The 13,710-nt window shown below is 71.4% G+C and carries 11 protein-coding genes and 1 pseudogene; 4 read left to right on the top strand and 8 right to left on the bottom strand.

Annotation, left to right across the window (positions count from 1 at the left end; translation table 11 throughout):
• Positions 1-9 precede the first annotated feature (9 nt).
• Complete coding sequence (locus PV679_RS04685; protein WP_319678550.1) at positions 10-1,488, bottom strand: PepSY domain-containing protein; 1,479 nt, start codon at positions 1,486-1,488, stop codon at positions 10-12.
• Positions 1,489-1,544: 56 nt separating this feature from the next.
• Positions 1,545-2,237 carry a hypothetical protein gene (locus PV679_RS04680; RefSeq protein ID WP_319678551.1) on the bottom strand — a complete coding sequence of 231 codons (693 nt, stop codon included), beginning with the start codon at positions 2,235-2,237 and terminating at the stop codon, positions 1,545-1,547.
• Between the two features lie 115 nt (positions 2,238-2,352).
• Between PV679_RS04680 and PV679_RS04675 the strand changes: the two genes are divergently transcribed.
• Positions 2,353-3,339 (top strand): NAD-dependent epimerase/dehydratase family protein, encoded by a 987-nt coding sequence (locus tag PV679_RS04675; protein WP_319678552.1) that lies wholly within the window; start codon positions 2,353-2,355, stop codon positions 3,337-3,339.
• Positions 3,340-3,426: 87 nt separating this feature from the next.
• Here the strand turns inward: PV679_RS04675 and PV679_RS04670 are convergent, their stop codons facing one another.
• A complete protein-coding gene (locus tag PV679_RS04670) occupies positions 3,427-3,876 on the bottom strand; it encodes a DUF4259 domain-containing protein (protein ID WP_319678553.1) in 450 nt (149 codons plus the stop codon).
• A 181-nt stretch (positions 3,877-4,057) separates the two neighbouring features.
• On the opposite strand from PV679_RS04670, the gene PV679_RS04665 reads away from it, so the two are divergent.
• Entirely contained in the window at positions 4,058-4,708 is a 651-nt protein-coding gene (locus PV679_RS04665) for a response regulator transcription factor (protein ID WP_319678554.1), read from the top strand.
• A 175-nt stretch (positions 4,709-4,883) separates the two neighbouring features.
• Complete coding sequence (locus PV679_RS04660) at positions 4,884-6,353, top strand: DUF1996 domain-containing protein (RefSeq protein WP_319678555.1); 1,470 nt, start codon at positions 4,884-4,886, stop codon at positions 6,351-6,353.
• Positions 6,354-6,369: 16 nt separating this feature from the next.
• Here PV679_RS04660 and PV679_RS04655 read toward each other — a convergent pair whose 3' ends face one another.
• Positions 6,370-6,810 carry a hypothetical protein gene (locus PV679_RS04655; RefSeq protein ID WP_319678556.1) on the bottom strand — a complete coding sequence of 147 codons (441 nt, stop codon included), beginning with the start codon at positions 6,808-6,810 and terminating at the stop codon, positions 6,370-6,372.
• An 87-nt stretch (positions 6,811-6,897) separates the two neighbouring features.
• Between PV679_RS04655 and PV679_RS04650 the strand changes: the two genes are divergently transcribed.
• Positions 6,898-8,832 carry a hypothetical protein gene (locus PV679_RS04650; RefSeq protein ID WP_416069636.1) on the top strand — a complete coding sequence of 645 codons (1,935 nt, stop codon included), beginning with the start codon at positions 6,898-6,900 and terminating at the stop codon, positions 8,830-8,832.
• 41 nt (positions 8,833-8,873) lie between these two features.
• Here PV679_RS04650 and PV679_RS04645 read toward each other — a convergent pair whose 3' ends face one another.
• The 4 genes and pseudogenes from PV679_RS04645 to PV679_RS04630 all read right to left on the bottom strand — a co-directional run.
• Positions 8,874-9,191 (bottom strand): hypothetical protein, encoded by a 318-nt coding sequence (locus PV679_RS04645; protein ID WP_416069637.1) that lies wholly within the window; start codon positions 9,189-9,191, stop codon positions 8,874-8,876.
• A gap of 131 nt (positions 9,192-9,322) precedes the next feature.
• Positions 9,323-10,006, bottom strand: a complete 684-nt coding sequence (locus tag PV679_RS04640; protein WP_319678557.1) for a DUF4230 domain-containing protein — start codon at positions 10,004-10,006, stop codon at positions 9,323-9,325.
• A gap of 52 nt (positions 10,007-10,058) precedes the next feature.
• Positions 10,059-12,155, bottom strand: coding sequence for a regulator (locus PV679_RS04635; RefSeq protein ID WP_319678739.1), 2,097 nt, complete (start codon positions 12,153-12,155; stop codon positions 10,059-10,061).
• A gap of 135 nt (positions 12,156-12,290) precedes the next feature.
• Positions 12,291-13,667: pseudogene (locus tag PV679_RS04630) on the bottom strand (alpha-amylase); the annotation flags it as partial.
• Positions 13,668-13,710 lie beyond the last annotated feature (43 nt).

Here is a 13,710-nt window from a genome sequence, read left to right as displayed (position 1 = left end):
GGACAGGCCCTAGCCGCGTGCGGCGCGGGCGCGGGACAGCAGGCCCAGCGCTCCGTCCAGGACGAGGAAGGCCACCAGGCTGATGCCCAGCAACGGGACGAACCAGCCGGCCAGGGCCGCGGCCAGCACGACCGGCACCAGCCGGGCCGGTGGCACCTTGCGCCAGGCACCGCGCGGTATCGCCCGGCCCGCGCTCAGCCTCCGGCCTCTGGTGGGCCTGCGCTGCCACCACATCCGGTAGCCCCAGAAAATGATCAGGATCAGTGCCAGAGCCAGAGCCGCGAGTGCGAGCTGATTGACGAGCCCGAGGAAGACTCCCATGTGGGCGTCGATACCGAAGCGGGTGAGCTGGGCGAGCAGCGGATAGTCGGCGAACCGCAGTTCGTCCATGATCATGCCGTTGGCGGGATCGACGGCGACCGAGTCGAGACGGACCGGGAACTGGGTGTCCGTCTCCGCCACGACATAACCGCTGCCCTCGACCGGCAGGGTCACCGCGAGCGGACCGTCGAGGCCGGCCTGGCGGGCGGCGACGACGGCCAGGTCGACGCTGATCTCCTTCCCAGACATCCCCTCCATCCCTTCCATGCCCTCCATGCCTTCCATGCCCTCATGGGATCCGCCGCCGCTGCCGTGTCCCTCGTGGCCGGCACCGCCCGACCCGCCGCCGCCTTCGAGCGTGGCGCTGACGACGGGTGTGGCGCCGCCGAGCTGGTCCTGCACCGCGCCGATGTTCTCGCCCGCGAACCGCGACCAGGTCAGGCCCGTCGCGGAGAGCAGCACCAGCCCGGTGACGGCCCACAGCCCGAGCGAACCGTGCAGCGAGAGAGTCCTGCGGCGGCCGGTGGCGCCCCGCTCGGGCCTGAGCAGCGCCCGCTTCGAGGCCCGCTTCCGGCCGGTCCACAGCAGCAGTCCGCCGAGGGCCACCACCCACAGCCAGCTCGCGGCGAGTTCGCTGTAGATACGGCCCGGCTCGCCCAGGTGGAGATGACGGTGCAGCTCGGAGAGCCAGGTGCGCAGCGGCAGCGCGCCCGAGCTGCCGTAACTGGTCAGCTCTCCCCGTATCTCGGCGGTGTACGGATCGACGAAGACGGCGAGGGACTTGCCTTCCTCCGTCGTCGGCGTGGTCATCATGACCCGGGTGGTCGCGCCGTCCTCGGACGAGGGAAGCACCGAGGTGACCGTGCCCTCCGGATGCGTGGCTCGGGCGGCGTCGAGCTGGGCGGAGAGCGGGACGGTACGGTCACCGGCCGGGACCCGCAGCTCATGCCGGTAGACCACCTTCTCCGCCTGGAAGGAGAGGGCGTAGAGGAGCCCGCTGGTGGCGGCGACCAGCAGGAGGGGCGCGATCAGCAGGCCCGCGTAGAAGTGCAGGCGCAGCACGAGCGGGCGCAGGGAACTCCAGGCGGACGGAGTGTCCGTCGTGGTCTCGGATACGGCGGTGGGCCGTTCGGTCTCGGTGCCCTGTACGGGGTCGTCAATGGCCATGGCTGTCCTAGGAGTCGGCATCGGCATGGGGACATGGGCCCCGGGCCTGCCAGAGGTCAGACAGTGGTGGTGACGGCGGCTTCCGGGGCCGTGGCGCGAGATGTCCGCGGCGCGGGCGGACCGCGTCGCGACAGCGTGTGCGCGAGGACGACGCCGGCGGTTCGGTGCGGGGCCGGGGACGCGGGTCCGGTGCGTACCGGTTCCGGCGGCGCGGGCAGCCGGACCGCGGTGAGCGGCGGCCGGAGCGGGATGAAGGCCGGCGCGCCCGCGGCGCGTGCGAGCCGGAAGAGCGCGGCCTCGCCCCGGGCGAGCCAGAGCGCGCAGACGGCGGCGGCGAGAAGGTGCGCGGCGATCATTCCGGCGGGTCCGTCGAGGACCGCGACCGGGACCGCCGGGTCCGCGCCGGTGCCCGCGTCCATGTTCATGGCGGGGTCCATGCGCATGCCCGTGGCGCCGTCGCCATGAGGACCGTGCGGCGGCGAGGACAGGCCGTACGGCAGCTTCCCGGCGAAGATCAGGTGCAGCGCCCCCTGGACGGTGAGGAGCGCGGCTCCGATGGCGCGCACACCGCGGCGGCGTCCGCCGGCGAGCCAGGCCCCGACTCCGGTCACTCCGAAAGCGGTCCAGAGCGCATCGAACGGGATCTCATGCCCGGATGTGAACGAATGGCCCGCCGCCGCCAGCGTCACGCACACCGCCGCGAAGACCGCGGCCCGCAAGGCGCGCATCGGCGACCGGGCATCTGTCATGGTCCGCACATGCTGCCATCCCGGTGGGCACCTGGGGCAGATCCCAAAAGCCCACGATTCCACTTGCGGCGGAATCGTATGGCCCCGCCGCCGCGCGGCGGGCAGAGTCATTTTCATGAGACTCCTGATTCTCGGTGGTACGGAATTCGTGGGACGGGCGGTCACGGAGGAGGCGCTCGCCCGTGGATGGCAGGTGACCGTCTTCCATCTCGGACGGCACACGGCCCCGGCCGGTGCGACCAGGCTGGTCGGCGACCGTACGGCCCCGGACGGTCTGGCGGCCCTCGCCGAGGGCGAGTGGGACGCGGTCGTCGACACCTGGTCGGCGGCGCCGTCCGCGGTGCACGAGGCGGCGCGGCTGCTGGCGGACCGCGTCGGCCGGTTCGCGTATGTCTCCAGCCGCTCGGTGTACGCGTATCCCGCCGCGGCCGGGCTTTCCGAGGACGGTCCGGTGGTGGAGGGCGCGTCGCCGGACGCCGGACAGACCCGCTATCCGCAGGACAAGCGCGGCGGCGAGCTGGCCGCCGAGGCGGTCTTCGGCGACCGGGCCCTGCTGCTGCGCCCGGGCCTGATCATCGGTCCCTGGGAGAACATCGGCCGGCTGCCGTGGTGGCTGGGACGGATCTCCAGAGGCGGTCCCGTCCTGGCGCCCGGCCCTCGCGACAACCCGCTTCAGTACATCGACGTACGCGACTTCGCCGAGTGGACCCTGGACGCCTTGCGGCAGGGTCTGGGCGGTGCGTACAACCTGGCCAGTCCGCCCGGATACACCACCATGGGCGAACTGCTCGACACCTGTGTGCGGGTCACCGGCTCCGACGCGGAACTGCGCTGGACCGATCCGGAGGTGATCACCGCCGCGGGCATCAAGTCCTGGTCGGACCTGCCGATCTGGGTGCCGCCGGGCCCTCTGCACGACACCCTGCTCGGTGGCAATGTCTCCAAGGCCCTGGCGGCCGGCCTGCGGTACCGACCGCTGGCCGAGACCGTGTCGGACACCTGGACCTGGCTCACCTCGATCGGTGGCGAGGCGCCCCAGCGCCCGGACCGTCCGCAGCTCGGTCTCGCTCCCGAGCTGGAGGCCAAGGCGCTGAACCTCTGACCCGGGCCCGCGGCCCGGACCGGCCGCGGGCCCCGGCCGCCGGGTCCGGGACGACCGGACCGGCGGGACCGAGCCGACGGCTCCGGGTCAGTGCGCTTCCCGGGCCATCTCCGGCGCTCCCGGTATCCCGGACGCCGCTGCCGTCAGCGCCGTTCGAAGCGCGGTGACACCGCGCAGCCAGGGGCCGCTCTCACCTTCCGCGTCGGCCCACAGGCCACGCAGCTCGGAGCCGTCCGCGAGGACCCGGTCCAGGGCCCTGGCCGCGAGTCCGCCCAGCTCCGCAGGGAAGAGCGGCAGGGGCTCGTCGGGGCCGTAGACCGTCTCCACGGGCGGGCCGCCGGGGCACTGCGCCGCGACGAGCGCCGCCGCGGCGACGGCCACCGCCCCGTCCTCGTCGTCCAGTCGGCCGGCGCCGATCGCGCGCAGCAACGCCTCGCGCACGAGGTCCGTCCGCTCTCCGGCGGCGGATCCGTCCAGCTCTCCGGCGAAGTCCGCCGCGCTGTCGTTGTCGAAATGCCCCGTGTCCCACGTACCCATCGGTCCGCCCCCTGGTCGGTCTTCATCCGGACGTCCCGATCGTGCCACGAGGCACTGACAATCCGCCGCCAATACCCCGCGCTCAGCGCGCGAGGGCTCCGGGCCGGCCGGCTCGGTACATTCGACGGCATCCCGAGGGCTGTCACGCCGGCGGCCCCGCCACGGTGCTCCTGGAGATGCCTTGCGAGTTGTGCTGGCCGAAGATCTCTTCCTGCTGCGTGACGGTCTGGTCCGGATGCTGGAGGCGTACGACTTCGAGATCCTGGCGGCGGTGGAGAGCGGGCCCGAACTGACCAGGGCCCTCGCCGAGCTGGAGCCGGACGTCGCCGTCGTCGACGTCCGGCTTCCGCCGTCCCACACGGACGAGGGCCTGCAGTGCGCCCTCGCCGCGCGCCGCGCCCGTCCGGGCCTTCCGGTGCTCGTCCTGTCCCAGCATGTCGAGCAGTTGTACGCGCGTGAGCTGCTGGCGGACGGCGACGGCGGGATCGGCTATCTGCTGAAGGACCGGGTCTTCGACGCGGATCAGTTCGTCGACGCGATACGCAGAGTGGCGAGCGGCGGTACGGCGATGGATCCGCAGGTGATCTCGCAACTCCTCTCCCGCCGTGGGCAGGACAGGCCGATCGGGCGTCTGACGCCTCGCGAGCGCGAGGTCATGGAACTGGTGGCGCAGGGCAGGTCCAACGCCGCCATCGCCGCCCAACTCGTCGTCACCGAAAGGGCGGTGGCCAAGCACACCTCGAACATCTTCGGAAAGCTGGGCCTGCCGGTGTCGGACGACGACAACCGCCGGGTCCTGGCGGTCCTCGCCTATCTGGACCACGGCCGGTGATCTCCCGCGCGGCTCGCACCGCAATGAGGCGTATCCGCCCGGTTTGCTGACGGAGATTCATATGAATTCATCGAGCGGCTGAACACGCCGCCATTGCCGTCCGTATGGAACGGAGCGCTTCGCTTCCCCCCTGCCAAGATTTCCCTGTAAACGGCAACGAAGCTTGAGGAGTTCCATGGGACGCACATCGAGAAAACGCTCCACCCTGGCAAAGCGGGCGATTGTCGCTTCCGCCGCCTTGCTCCTGGGCGGGGGTGGGCTGGTGGCGGTCAATGTCTACGCGTCCGCGGGTGAAGGATGGTCCGACAAGCCACCGGCACAGCAGCAGACCGAGAATGCCGGACAGGCGATGTCGACCATCGACTGTCCGGATGTCGCGAACGAGGTCACGGATGTTCCTGAACCGGCGCGCCCGGAGGTCGACCGGGAACTGGCGGCGATCGACAGCCAGATCACGGACGCCTACCGGCAGTTCGCCGACCAGAAGGCCCGGATCGAACAGGATCCCGCATTGGCCTACAACGCGATCCTGGATCCGCTGAAGGAAAAGCGTCTGGCCGGTCTGGACCGGATCGCCGTCGCGATCAGCCGGGTCGCGGAGCGCCCGCAGGGCCTGGAGGCCCTCGCGCCCTGCACGCTGCGGGCCGACGACAACGCGGGCGCGCCGGCCGGTGACGGCGGGCAGCCGCCCGGCCCGGGCAGCGGCCAGGAAACCCCCGGCCAGGAGGCACCCGGTGAGGATGACGGCGCACCGGCCGGCAACGGCCCGGAGGCGTCCGACTTCGTCGACATCAAGTCCGTCCGGCCGAACGTCCAGCAGCCCCGGCCGCGCCGCGGAGCTTCGAGAGGTGCTTTCACCACCGAATGCGGGCGGAACGAGGCCGGCAAGTTCAATTCGGACAATGTCATCGTCGCCCCAGGTGTGAGCAATGGCGCTCACCATATGCATGATTACGTGGGTAATCAGGCCAATGACGCCTTCGCGAGCGACGACGCTCTCGCCGCCGGCGAGAGCAGTTGCCGTAATCAAGGTGACAAGTCGACCTACTACTGGCCTGTGCTCCGTCTCCAGAACGGTCAGGACGAAGCCGATGTCAATGCGGACGGCGGCGGCAAGGAAGGCAATGTCGGAGAGATCCAGACTCCGGCTCAAGTCACCCTGAAATTCGTCGGCAGCCCGGTCTCCCGGGTCACCGCCATGCCGCGTTTTCTGCGGATCATCACCGGTGACGCGAAGGCGTTTGTCAACGGCGACGCCAACGCCAATGCCTCCTGGAGCTGCACCGGATTCGAGAACCGCCAGCTCAAGGACAAATACCCGATCTGTCCCAGAGGCAGCAAGGTGGTCCGTACATTCAAGTTCCAGAGCTGCTGGGACGGCCAGAACACCGACAGCGCCAACCACCGCACCCATGTCGCCTTCGCCGATCGGAACGGCCGCTGCCAGAACGGATTCCAGGCGATTCCACAGCTCCAGCAGCGCATTGTCTACAACGTGCCGCCGGGGCCCGGCTTCGCCGTGGACTCCTTTCCCGAGCAGCTCCACAAGCCCGTCACCGACCACGGCGACTTCATCAATGTCTTCGACGAGCGCCTGATGAACAGGGTGGTGAGCTGCCTGAACAGCGGGCGCGCATGCCGCTGATCCGGACCGGCGCGGCTCAGTTCATGCGATGACCGGAGTGCCCCTCGTGCCCGCCTCCGCCCGCCGGGCGGTGGTGGGACGAGCCGGTCTCCACCGTCCCGCCGAGCCGGCCGCGCAGCGTCGCGACCACCTTCGCGTCCCCGACCGCGACCCACTTCCTGCCGACCAGGTAGGAACCGCCGTAGTCGTTGGCCTCGTTGAGCCACTCCCGCTGGCCGCGGTCGGTGGCGAAGGTGGCCAGCACGTACTTCCCGTCGCCGGTGACGCAGTTGGCCTGCCGCAGCTCGGTCGCGTCGGTCTGGATGTCCGGCTCGCACTCCGCCTTCGAGGCGATCTGTTCGAGGCTCCCGGTCGCCGTCTTCGGCACCTTGGGAGCCTCGTCGTCGTTCGCGCCACAGCCCGCCGCCAGAACCAGGGCCAGGACTGCCAGTACCACTCGGGGTCGTTCCGTACGCATGCGCCCATCGTGCCTCGTGCGCACCGTGTCGCGTGGAGAAACGTCCGCACCGGAGTGACCATCGGACCATCCACTCGTTCCCTCAGCGTGCGCCCACACGAAGCCGTCACCACTCCAGAGCCCGCCGACTCCTCAGGCCCGTACGCCACTTCCGTCGGTATCGAACAGGCCGAGGCGGCCCTCGTCGAGCACTACACCCGTCTCGTACGGATCGCCTATCTCGTCCTGCCGCCGTCACTGGGCCGCAACCGGCGCGTACTGACCGCGCACGCGCTGGTGCAGCGCTCACTGCCGCACGGCCGTACGGCCGGCGACGGCTCCGAAGTCCCGGCGCGCGAGCCCGGCTTCGCCTATGTACGCGGCCGGGTGCTGCGCCAGGCCCTGGACGCCGGACGTCCACTGCGCCGGCCGGTCTGGCCCAAGCGGGCCCAACTGCCGCCGCTGCTGCCGCACGTCTGGGGCCTGCGGCTGTTTCCGCGCGCCGGCGGCGCCGACGAACTCGCTCTGGACCAGCGGCTGTCCGGCCTCTCGTGCCCGGCCCGCGCGGCGTTCGTGCTGCGCGCCCTGGAGGATCTGCCGGATCCGGAGGTACGGCGCGTGCTCGCCGCGGCCGGGACCGAGGATCCGGACGCGGCGCTCGCCGGAGCGGACGGCGTCGACGCGCCGGAGGCCGCCGCTCTGCTGCTCTCCCCCGAGTTCGACCCGTGCTCGCTCCAGGCCCGGCCCACCGATCTGCTGCGCCGCCGCCGGTACGCCAGGGCCGCTGCCGCCGCCACCGCGGCCGCGCTGGTCTGCGGAGCGCTTCTCGCTCTGCCCGGTGACGGATGGGGCCCTGACGGCGCCGCGGCGCCGCCGTACGCCCGCAACCCCGCGGCCGAATCGGCCCTGGACCCGGCCAAGGTGCGCCGGATCGCGCCCGCCGCATGGGAGATCTCCGCCCGTACCGACTTCTCCGTCTGGCCCACCCGCGGCCCGCTGGCCCGGGATCACGGCCTGCTGCGCCGGGCGCTGGCCGTCTGGGCCCGGCCCGGCGCCGCCGTCCAGGTCTCCGCGACCCCGGCCACTCCCTCCGGACCTCCGATGGGCTCGCCGCAGCTTCTGTACGCGGGCAGGGTCGACAGCGCGCGGGTGGTGCTCTTCCACGACGGGATGCGGATCGTCCGGTACGCGGAGTCCGCGCGCGGCGGCGAGGCCGCGGCTCTGGACTTCGCCCGGGTCGACGGCGCGGACGCCACCGTCTCCGGCGCGCTGGTCGTCGGCCGCTCGGACGGCAACGTCCGCTATCTGACGGCGCCGTGGCTGCGGCGCACCTCCGTACGGGATCTGCTCGACCCCGACGGCTCCGCGCGGCCGCTGCGCCGCGACCGGGACGGCGTGACCGATCCGCTGCCGAGCCCGGCGACGGCCCGGGACTGCCGGTCCTGGGACACGCTCGATGTACGCGACAGGACCACCGACCGGCTGCTGACCGACCTCGGCGAGCTGACACCGGCGCGGCTGACGTCCGGGCCGCCGTCCGCGCCGAAGGACATCTCGGCCCCGGCGGACCGCGCGGCCTGGGCCCGGACGGCCTGTCTGCTGCCGGCGGTGCGCTCGCACGGCGTACGGTCCGTGAACTCCTGGCAGTACGCCCGCCAGCCGCTGCCGGAGGCCAACGGCGCCGCGGCCTGGCTGTGCACGCGCGCGGAGACCTGGCGCGGCACCGGGAGCCGGGTGATGGCACAGTTCCAGGCGCCGTCCCGCGAGCCGGCGGCGCCGGGCGCGGTCGCGGCGCGCGCCGAGGACACACCGGCGTGCGGCGTCCGGGATCCCCGGGTGCTGGCGGGTGTCCTGTGGAAGTCGCGCGGCGGCCATTGGTACGTACTGGCGGCGGGCAGCGGACAGTTCCGCTCAGTGGCCACGGAGGGCGGCGTGCGAGGCAGCGCGAAGGGCGCTCTGCTGGCGGTACGCGCGGCCCGAGGCGCCGGCGCGGAGCTGTACGGCCATGTGTCGGACGGCACCAGAGTGGAGTCACTGCGCTGAGCGTCACGAGTCGGTGGCGCGCGGCACCGCGCGCCCTCACCTCACGGCAGCAGCAGCCAGTCCGCGCCCAGCGCCGCCACCAGGCCCACGCCCAGCAGCCAGCTGGCCAGCCGCGTACGCCCGTGCCGGCTCAGCTCGATGACCACACCGCACAGGATCATCGCCAGCCCGTACACACCGACCACCAGCACGGACGTCCGCTGCGCCAGCCGCACCGCGAGCAGCACCGCCATCGCCACCAGCAGCACCGACGCGAGCGCGACGCGGACGGCGCGGGCCTGACGTGGCGTCAGGCCCGCTCTTTCCTGTTCCGGCTCGGGTATCGGCGTGTCCATGGCCTCGTGGTCAGATGCGCTCATGGACCGGGAGCGTAACGGACACTCCGCGAAGGCCGCCCGTCAGGCCGTGCGTCCGACGACCGGACATGGCGAGCCGGACAGGACACCGGAGACACGCCGCGGGACGGCCGTCCGGAAGCGGTGGCCGCCGGTCAGGCGTAGACCACCTTGACCTCGGTGAAGCCGAGAGACCGCAGCAGGCCCTCCAGCATGCCGGTGGTGTTCTTCTCGGCGCGGGCGGTGAGTTCGCTGTCCTTGGCCGCGTCGCCGATGTGCTGTGCGGCCAGCCGGTTCACGGCGCGCTCGTCGGCCGGATTGTCGGAGAAGAGGTCACCGAGCCGGTCGAGGAGTCCCCGCTCCTTGGAGACGGCGTACGAACGGTCCGGGTCCAGCGCGGGCTTGCCGAGCCGGGCGTGCGGCAGCCGGATCGTCGCGGCCGTACGGGCCTCGTTGACCTGGACGCTGTCCTCGCCGATCCCGCCGAAGTCGACATACGCGCCGACCGTGCCGGCTCCGACATAGAGGGTCCGGGTGCCGCGGATCGCGTCCGGCAGGTATGTGGCGTCCTTCTCCAGGTCGACGACGACCTGGAAGTTGCCCGAGGCCGCCTCGTACCGGTCCAGGTCCTGGATGGACCGCAGCAGCGTGGGCCCGGTGCGGTCCTGGGTCTCTTCGCCGAACAGGTCCCCGAACCCGGGCAGCAGATCGAGCCGGCTGCCGAGAAACAGCAGCGCGGCCACGACGACGAGTGCGATGGGCAGCTTGCCCCAGCGGGACAGCCGCGAGGCGCGCGTCCGGCTCCTGGGCTCTTCCGGTTTCACCTCGGTGGACGTCATACCTACCAGATTTCCAGCACGGCGCGGTTCACACGGAAACAGCCGGGCCCGTTCAGCTCTCCGACGGCAGATGGCCCAGCAGCGCGCGGGCGAGTCCGCTCTCGCCGTCGTCGACCAGACCCCGGTGGAACGCGTCCTCGTACGCGAGATTCCCGGCCGCCGCGCGGGCCTGCCGTTCGCACTCGGCGCGCACCGGCGCCAGTTCCGGTGTGCCGCGCTGCGGATGACCGACCATGCGCCAGTAGGCCTGGCCGGTGCCGTACGCGTGCGCGGCCCGTTCACCGTCGCCCTGCGCGGCGAACGCGGCGGCCATCAGATCGAGGCCGAGCGCGATACCGAAGCTGTCGCCCAGCAGGCGCTTGGCGTTGACCATCGAGCGCGCGTGGCCCTCCGCCTCGTGCGGCCGGCCCTGGAGCAGGCGTACCAGCGCGAGTTGGTAGTCGGCGTAGGAGCGGGTCCAGTACTCCTCGTGCTCCAGACACAGCCGCCGCAGATCGGCCGCCTCCTCGCCCGCCTCGTCGAGCCGTCCCGTCGCGGTGAGCGCGAAGATCCGGATCAGCCGGCAGCGCAGTCGCGAGCGGGAGTCGAAGGGTTCGCCGGGCAGCGCGCGCAGGGCGCGGTCGGCCACGGTGTAGGCGGCCTGCGGACGGCTCATCATCATGTACGTGATGCCGAGGAGGTAGGCCGCGGAGAGCATCGACTCGGGGTCCTGGTCACGCCACGCGGCCATGCTGCACTGCTCGCCGAGCCGGTGCGCGGTCTCGTGGTCGCCCTGGAGCACGACCGTCATACCGAGGGCCCACAGGGCGCGGGTGCGGTGCGGCCCGACGGTGTCGTCGGCGGCCAGCGCGCGTTCCAGATAGATCCGGGCCTCGTGCAGATGGCCGCAGCAGAACCAGAAGAAGCAGACCCGTCCCGCCATGCCGACGGCCGCCTCCGGATCGACGGCGAGCAGGTGGTTGAGTGCGGCGCACAGGTCGGCGTGGGTGTCGGCCATCCGCTGGTACCAGGCGACCTGTTCGGCTCCGAACCATCCGTCGTGGGCCTGCCGGGCGAGCTCGGCGAAGTGTGCGGCGTGCCGGTCGGTGAGCAGCCGCTCCTCGCCGAGTTCGGCCAGCCACATGAAGCCGTACTCACGAATGGTGTCGAGCATCCGGTAGCGGGTGCCGTCCTGCCGGACCACGGATTTGGCGATCAGTCCGGTCAGGGCCGTGGTGATGGCCTCGGCGGAGAGCGGACCGCCGGCGCAGACCGCCTGCGCGTCCACCGCTTCGATGTCGCCGCGGAAGACGGAGAGCCGTGCCCAGAGCAGGCGTTCCAGCGGTGCGCACAGTTCGTGGCTCCAGCCGATGGCGGTGCGCAGGGCGCGGTGGCGCTGGGGCCATACGTTCTCGTTGGTGAGTATGTCGAGCCGGGAGGTGAGCAGGTCGGCGATCTGCTCGACGGAGTTCTCGTCGAGCCGGGCGCAGGCGAGTTCGACGGCGAGCGGGATGCCTTCGAGCCGGCGGCAGATCTGCACGGCGGCGGCCGCGGTCCCGGGATCGTCGAGGGACACCTGGGGCGCGGCGTCGGCGGCGCGGTCGCGGAAGAGCTGGAGGACCTCGTCGTCGCCCTCCAGCGGCAGTGGCGGTACTTCAAGGCAGTACTCGCCCTTGGCGCCGAGAGGCTGTCTGCTGGTGGTGAGGACGGTGAGGCCGGGCGCGGCGGTGAGCAGTTCGCCGACGAGATGGGCGCAGGCGGGCACTATGCGTTCGCACGAGTCGAGGACGAGCAGGAGCCGCCGGTCCGCGAGCCATTCGCAGAGCGCCTCGATGGGCATCCGCAGCGAGTAGTCGGAGAGCCCGACGGCGTCGGAGACGGTGGCGAGCAGCAGCCGGTCGTCGTAGAGCGGTGAGAGGTCCGCCCACCACACTCCGTCGGGATGGCGGCCCCTGGCCCGCTCGGTGGCCGGTCCGTCCGGGCGCTCGGTGCGAGGTGCGTTCGTGAGTCCGGCCGCGACCTCGGCAGCGCGCAGCGCCAGCCGGCTCTTGCCCACACCGCCGCTGCCGGTCAGAGTGATCAGCCGGTGCTCTTCGAGTGCGTGCTCCAGGAGGACCAGTTCGGCCCTGCGACCTACGAAGCTGGTCGTCTCTTCGGGAAGGTTCCCCACCACGGGTACATTCTGGCCCAGTTGGGAACCAGAGCCGGTACCCATGGCGGGAAACACACAGAAGCGACCGAGGGTTCATCCTTTCCGGTCGAGATCAGCTCTTGACCGGATCCTCAGGGCCCGGACGGGTTCTCAGCAGTCGCGCGCGCCCGTGTGCAGCGCGACCGCGGTGTTCGTGCCGAGCGTCGCGGTGAACTGTCCGGAGCCGTTCACCGTCAGCCGCCGGCCGCTCTGCACGTCGCAGTAGTCGCCGCCGGGCAGCGAGGTCTGGAAGGTGCGGGTGAGCGTGGAGTTCTCGTGGTTGACGGCGACATAGCCCTTGTCGCCGCGTCCGAAGGCGATCTGGTCGCCGCCGTTGTCCCACCAGTTCGTCACCGCCGTGCCGCTCACGGTGTTGCGGAAGCCGACCATGGACGAGATCTCGCGCCAGGCGTGCTGGCACTTCCAGCCGTCGCTGTAACAGGCGTTGACGGTGCCGCCGTTGGGCGGTCCCGCGTCGCGGTCGGTGAACTCGTAGCCGGAGTGCACATCCGGCGATCCGTAGGGCCAGGCCAGCATGAAGACATTGGCGAGCGTGTAGTTCGCGCCGTCCCGGTAGCTCAGGGTGTCGCCGCCGCGCTCCGTGTCGTGGTTGTCCACGAAGACGGCCGACTCGCCGCTCGCCATGAAGCCCCAGCCCTCGCCGTAGTTCTTCAGGTAGGCGAGGTTCTCGTTGGTGAACACCTGCTTGAGGCTTCGCGCGTACCGGAACTCCTGTACGTCTCCGGTGCCGAGGTACTCGGTCGGCGAGACCGCCTCGCCGGCGCCGTAGATGACTTCCTGTTTCCAGTAGGCGCCGGGGTCGCTCAGCCGGCTTCTGATCGCGGCGAGGTCGGTGGCCGGCATGTGCTTGGCGCCGTCGATCCGGAAGCCGTCGACGCCGAGCGAGAGGAGGTCGTTCAGATAGGCCGCGATCCGGCCGCGTACGTACTCCTCGCCGGTGTCCAGGTCGGCGAGCCCGACCAGCTCGCAGTTCTGTACGTTCGCGCGGTCGGAGTAGTTGGTGATCTGCGCGCGGCAGTCGTCCAGGTCGGCGCCCGAGTAGATGCCGGGGTAGTTGTACTTGGTGTACGGCGAGCCGCCCGTACCGGTGCCGTCACCGGCCGCCATGTGGTTGATGACGCTGTCGGCGACGACCTTGACGCCCGCCGCGTGGCAGGTGTTCACCATGTCCGTGAAGGCGGCGCGGTCACCGAGCCGGCCGGCGATCCGGTAGCTGACGGGCTGGTACGAGGTCCACCACTGGCCGCCCTGGATGTGCTCCTGGGGCGGCGAGACCTGGACGTAGCCGTAACCGGCCGGGCCGAGCGTGTCCGTGCACGCGCTGGCTATGGAGTCGAATCTCCACTCGAAGAGTACGGCGGTGACGTCCTTGCCGCCGGGCGGCGCCGCCTGGGCGGTCCCGGCGGGCACCGCGAGGGCGGTGGCGCCGGCCACCAGGGCGAGCGCGGCGGCGAGATATCTGCGGACCATGGTTCCTCCTGCACTGAGGTGGGGGATGTGCGGATGACGGATG

It is taken from the genome of Streptomyces sp. AK02-01A, from assembly GCF_033795305.1.
Taxonomy (GTDB): domain Bacteria; phylum Actinomycetota; class Actinomycetes; order Streptomycetales; family Streptomycetaceae; genus Streptomyces.
The sequence above is the reverse complement of the archived record's forward strand: the minus strand, read 5'-3'. Positions and strand labels throughout refer to the sequence as shown.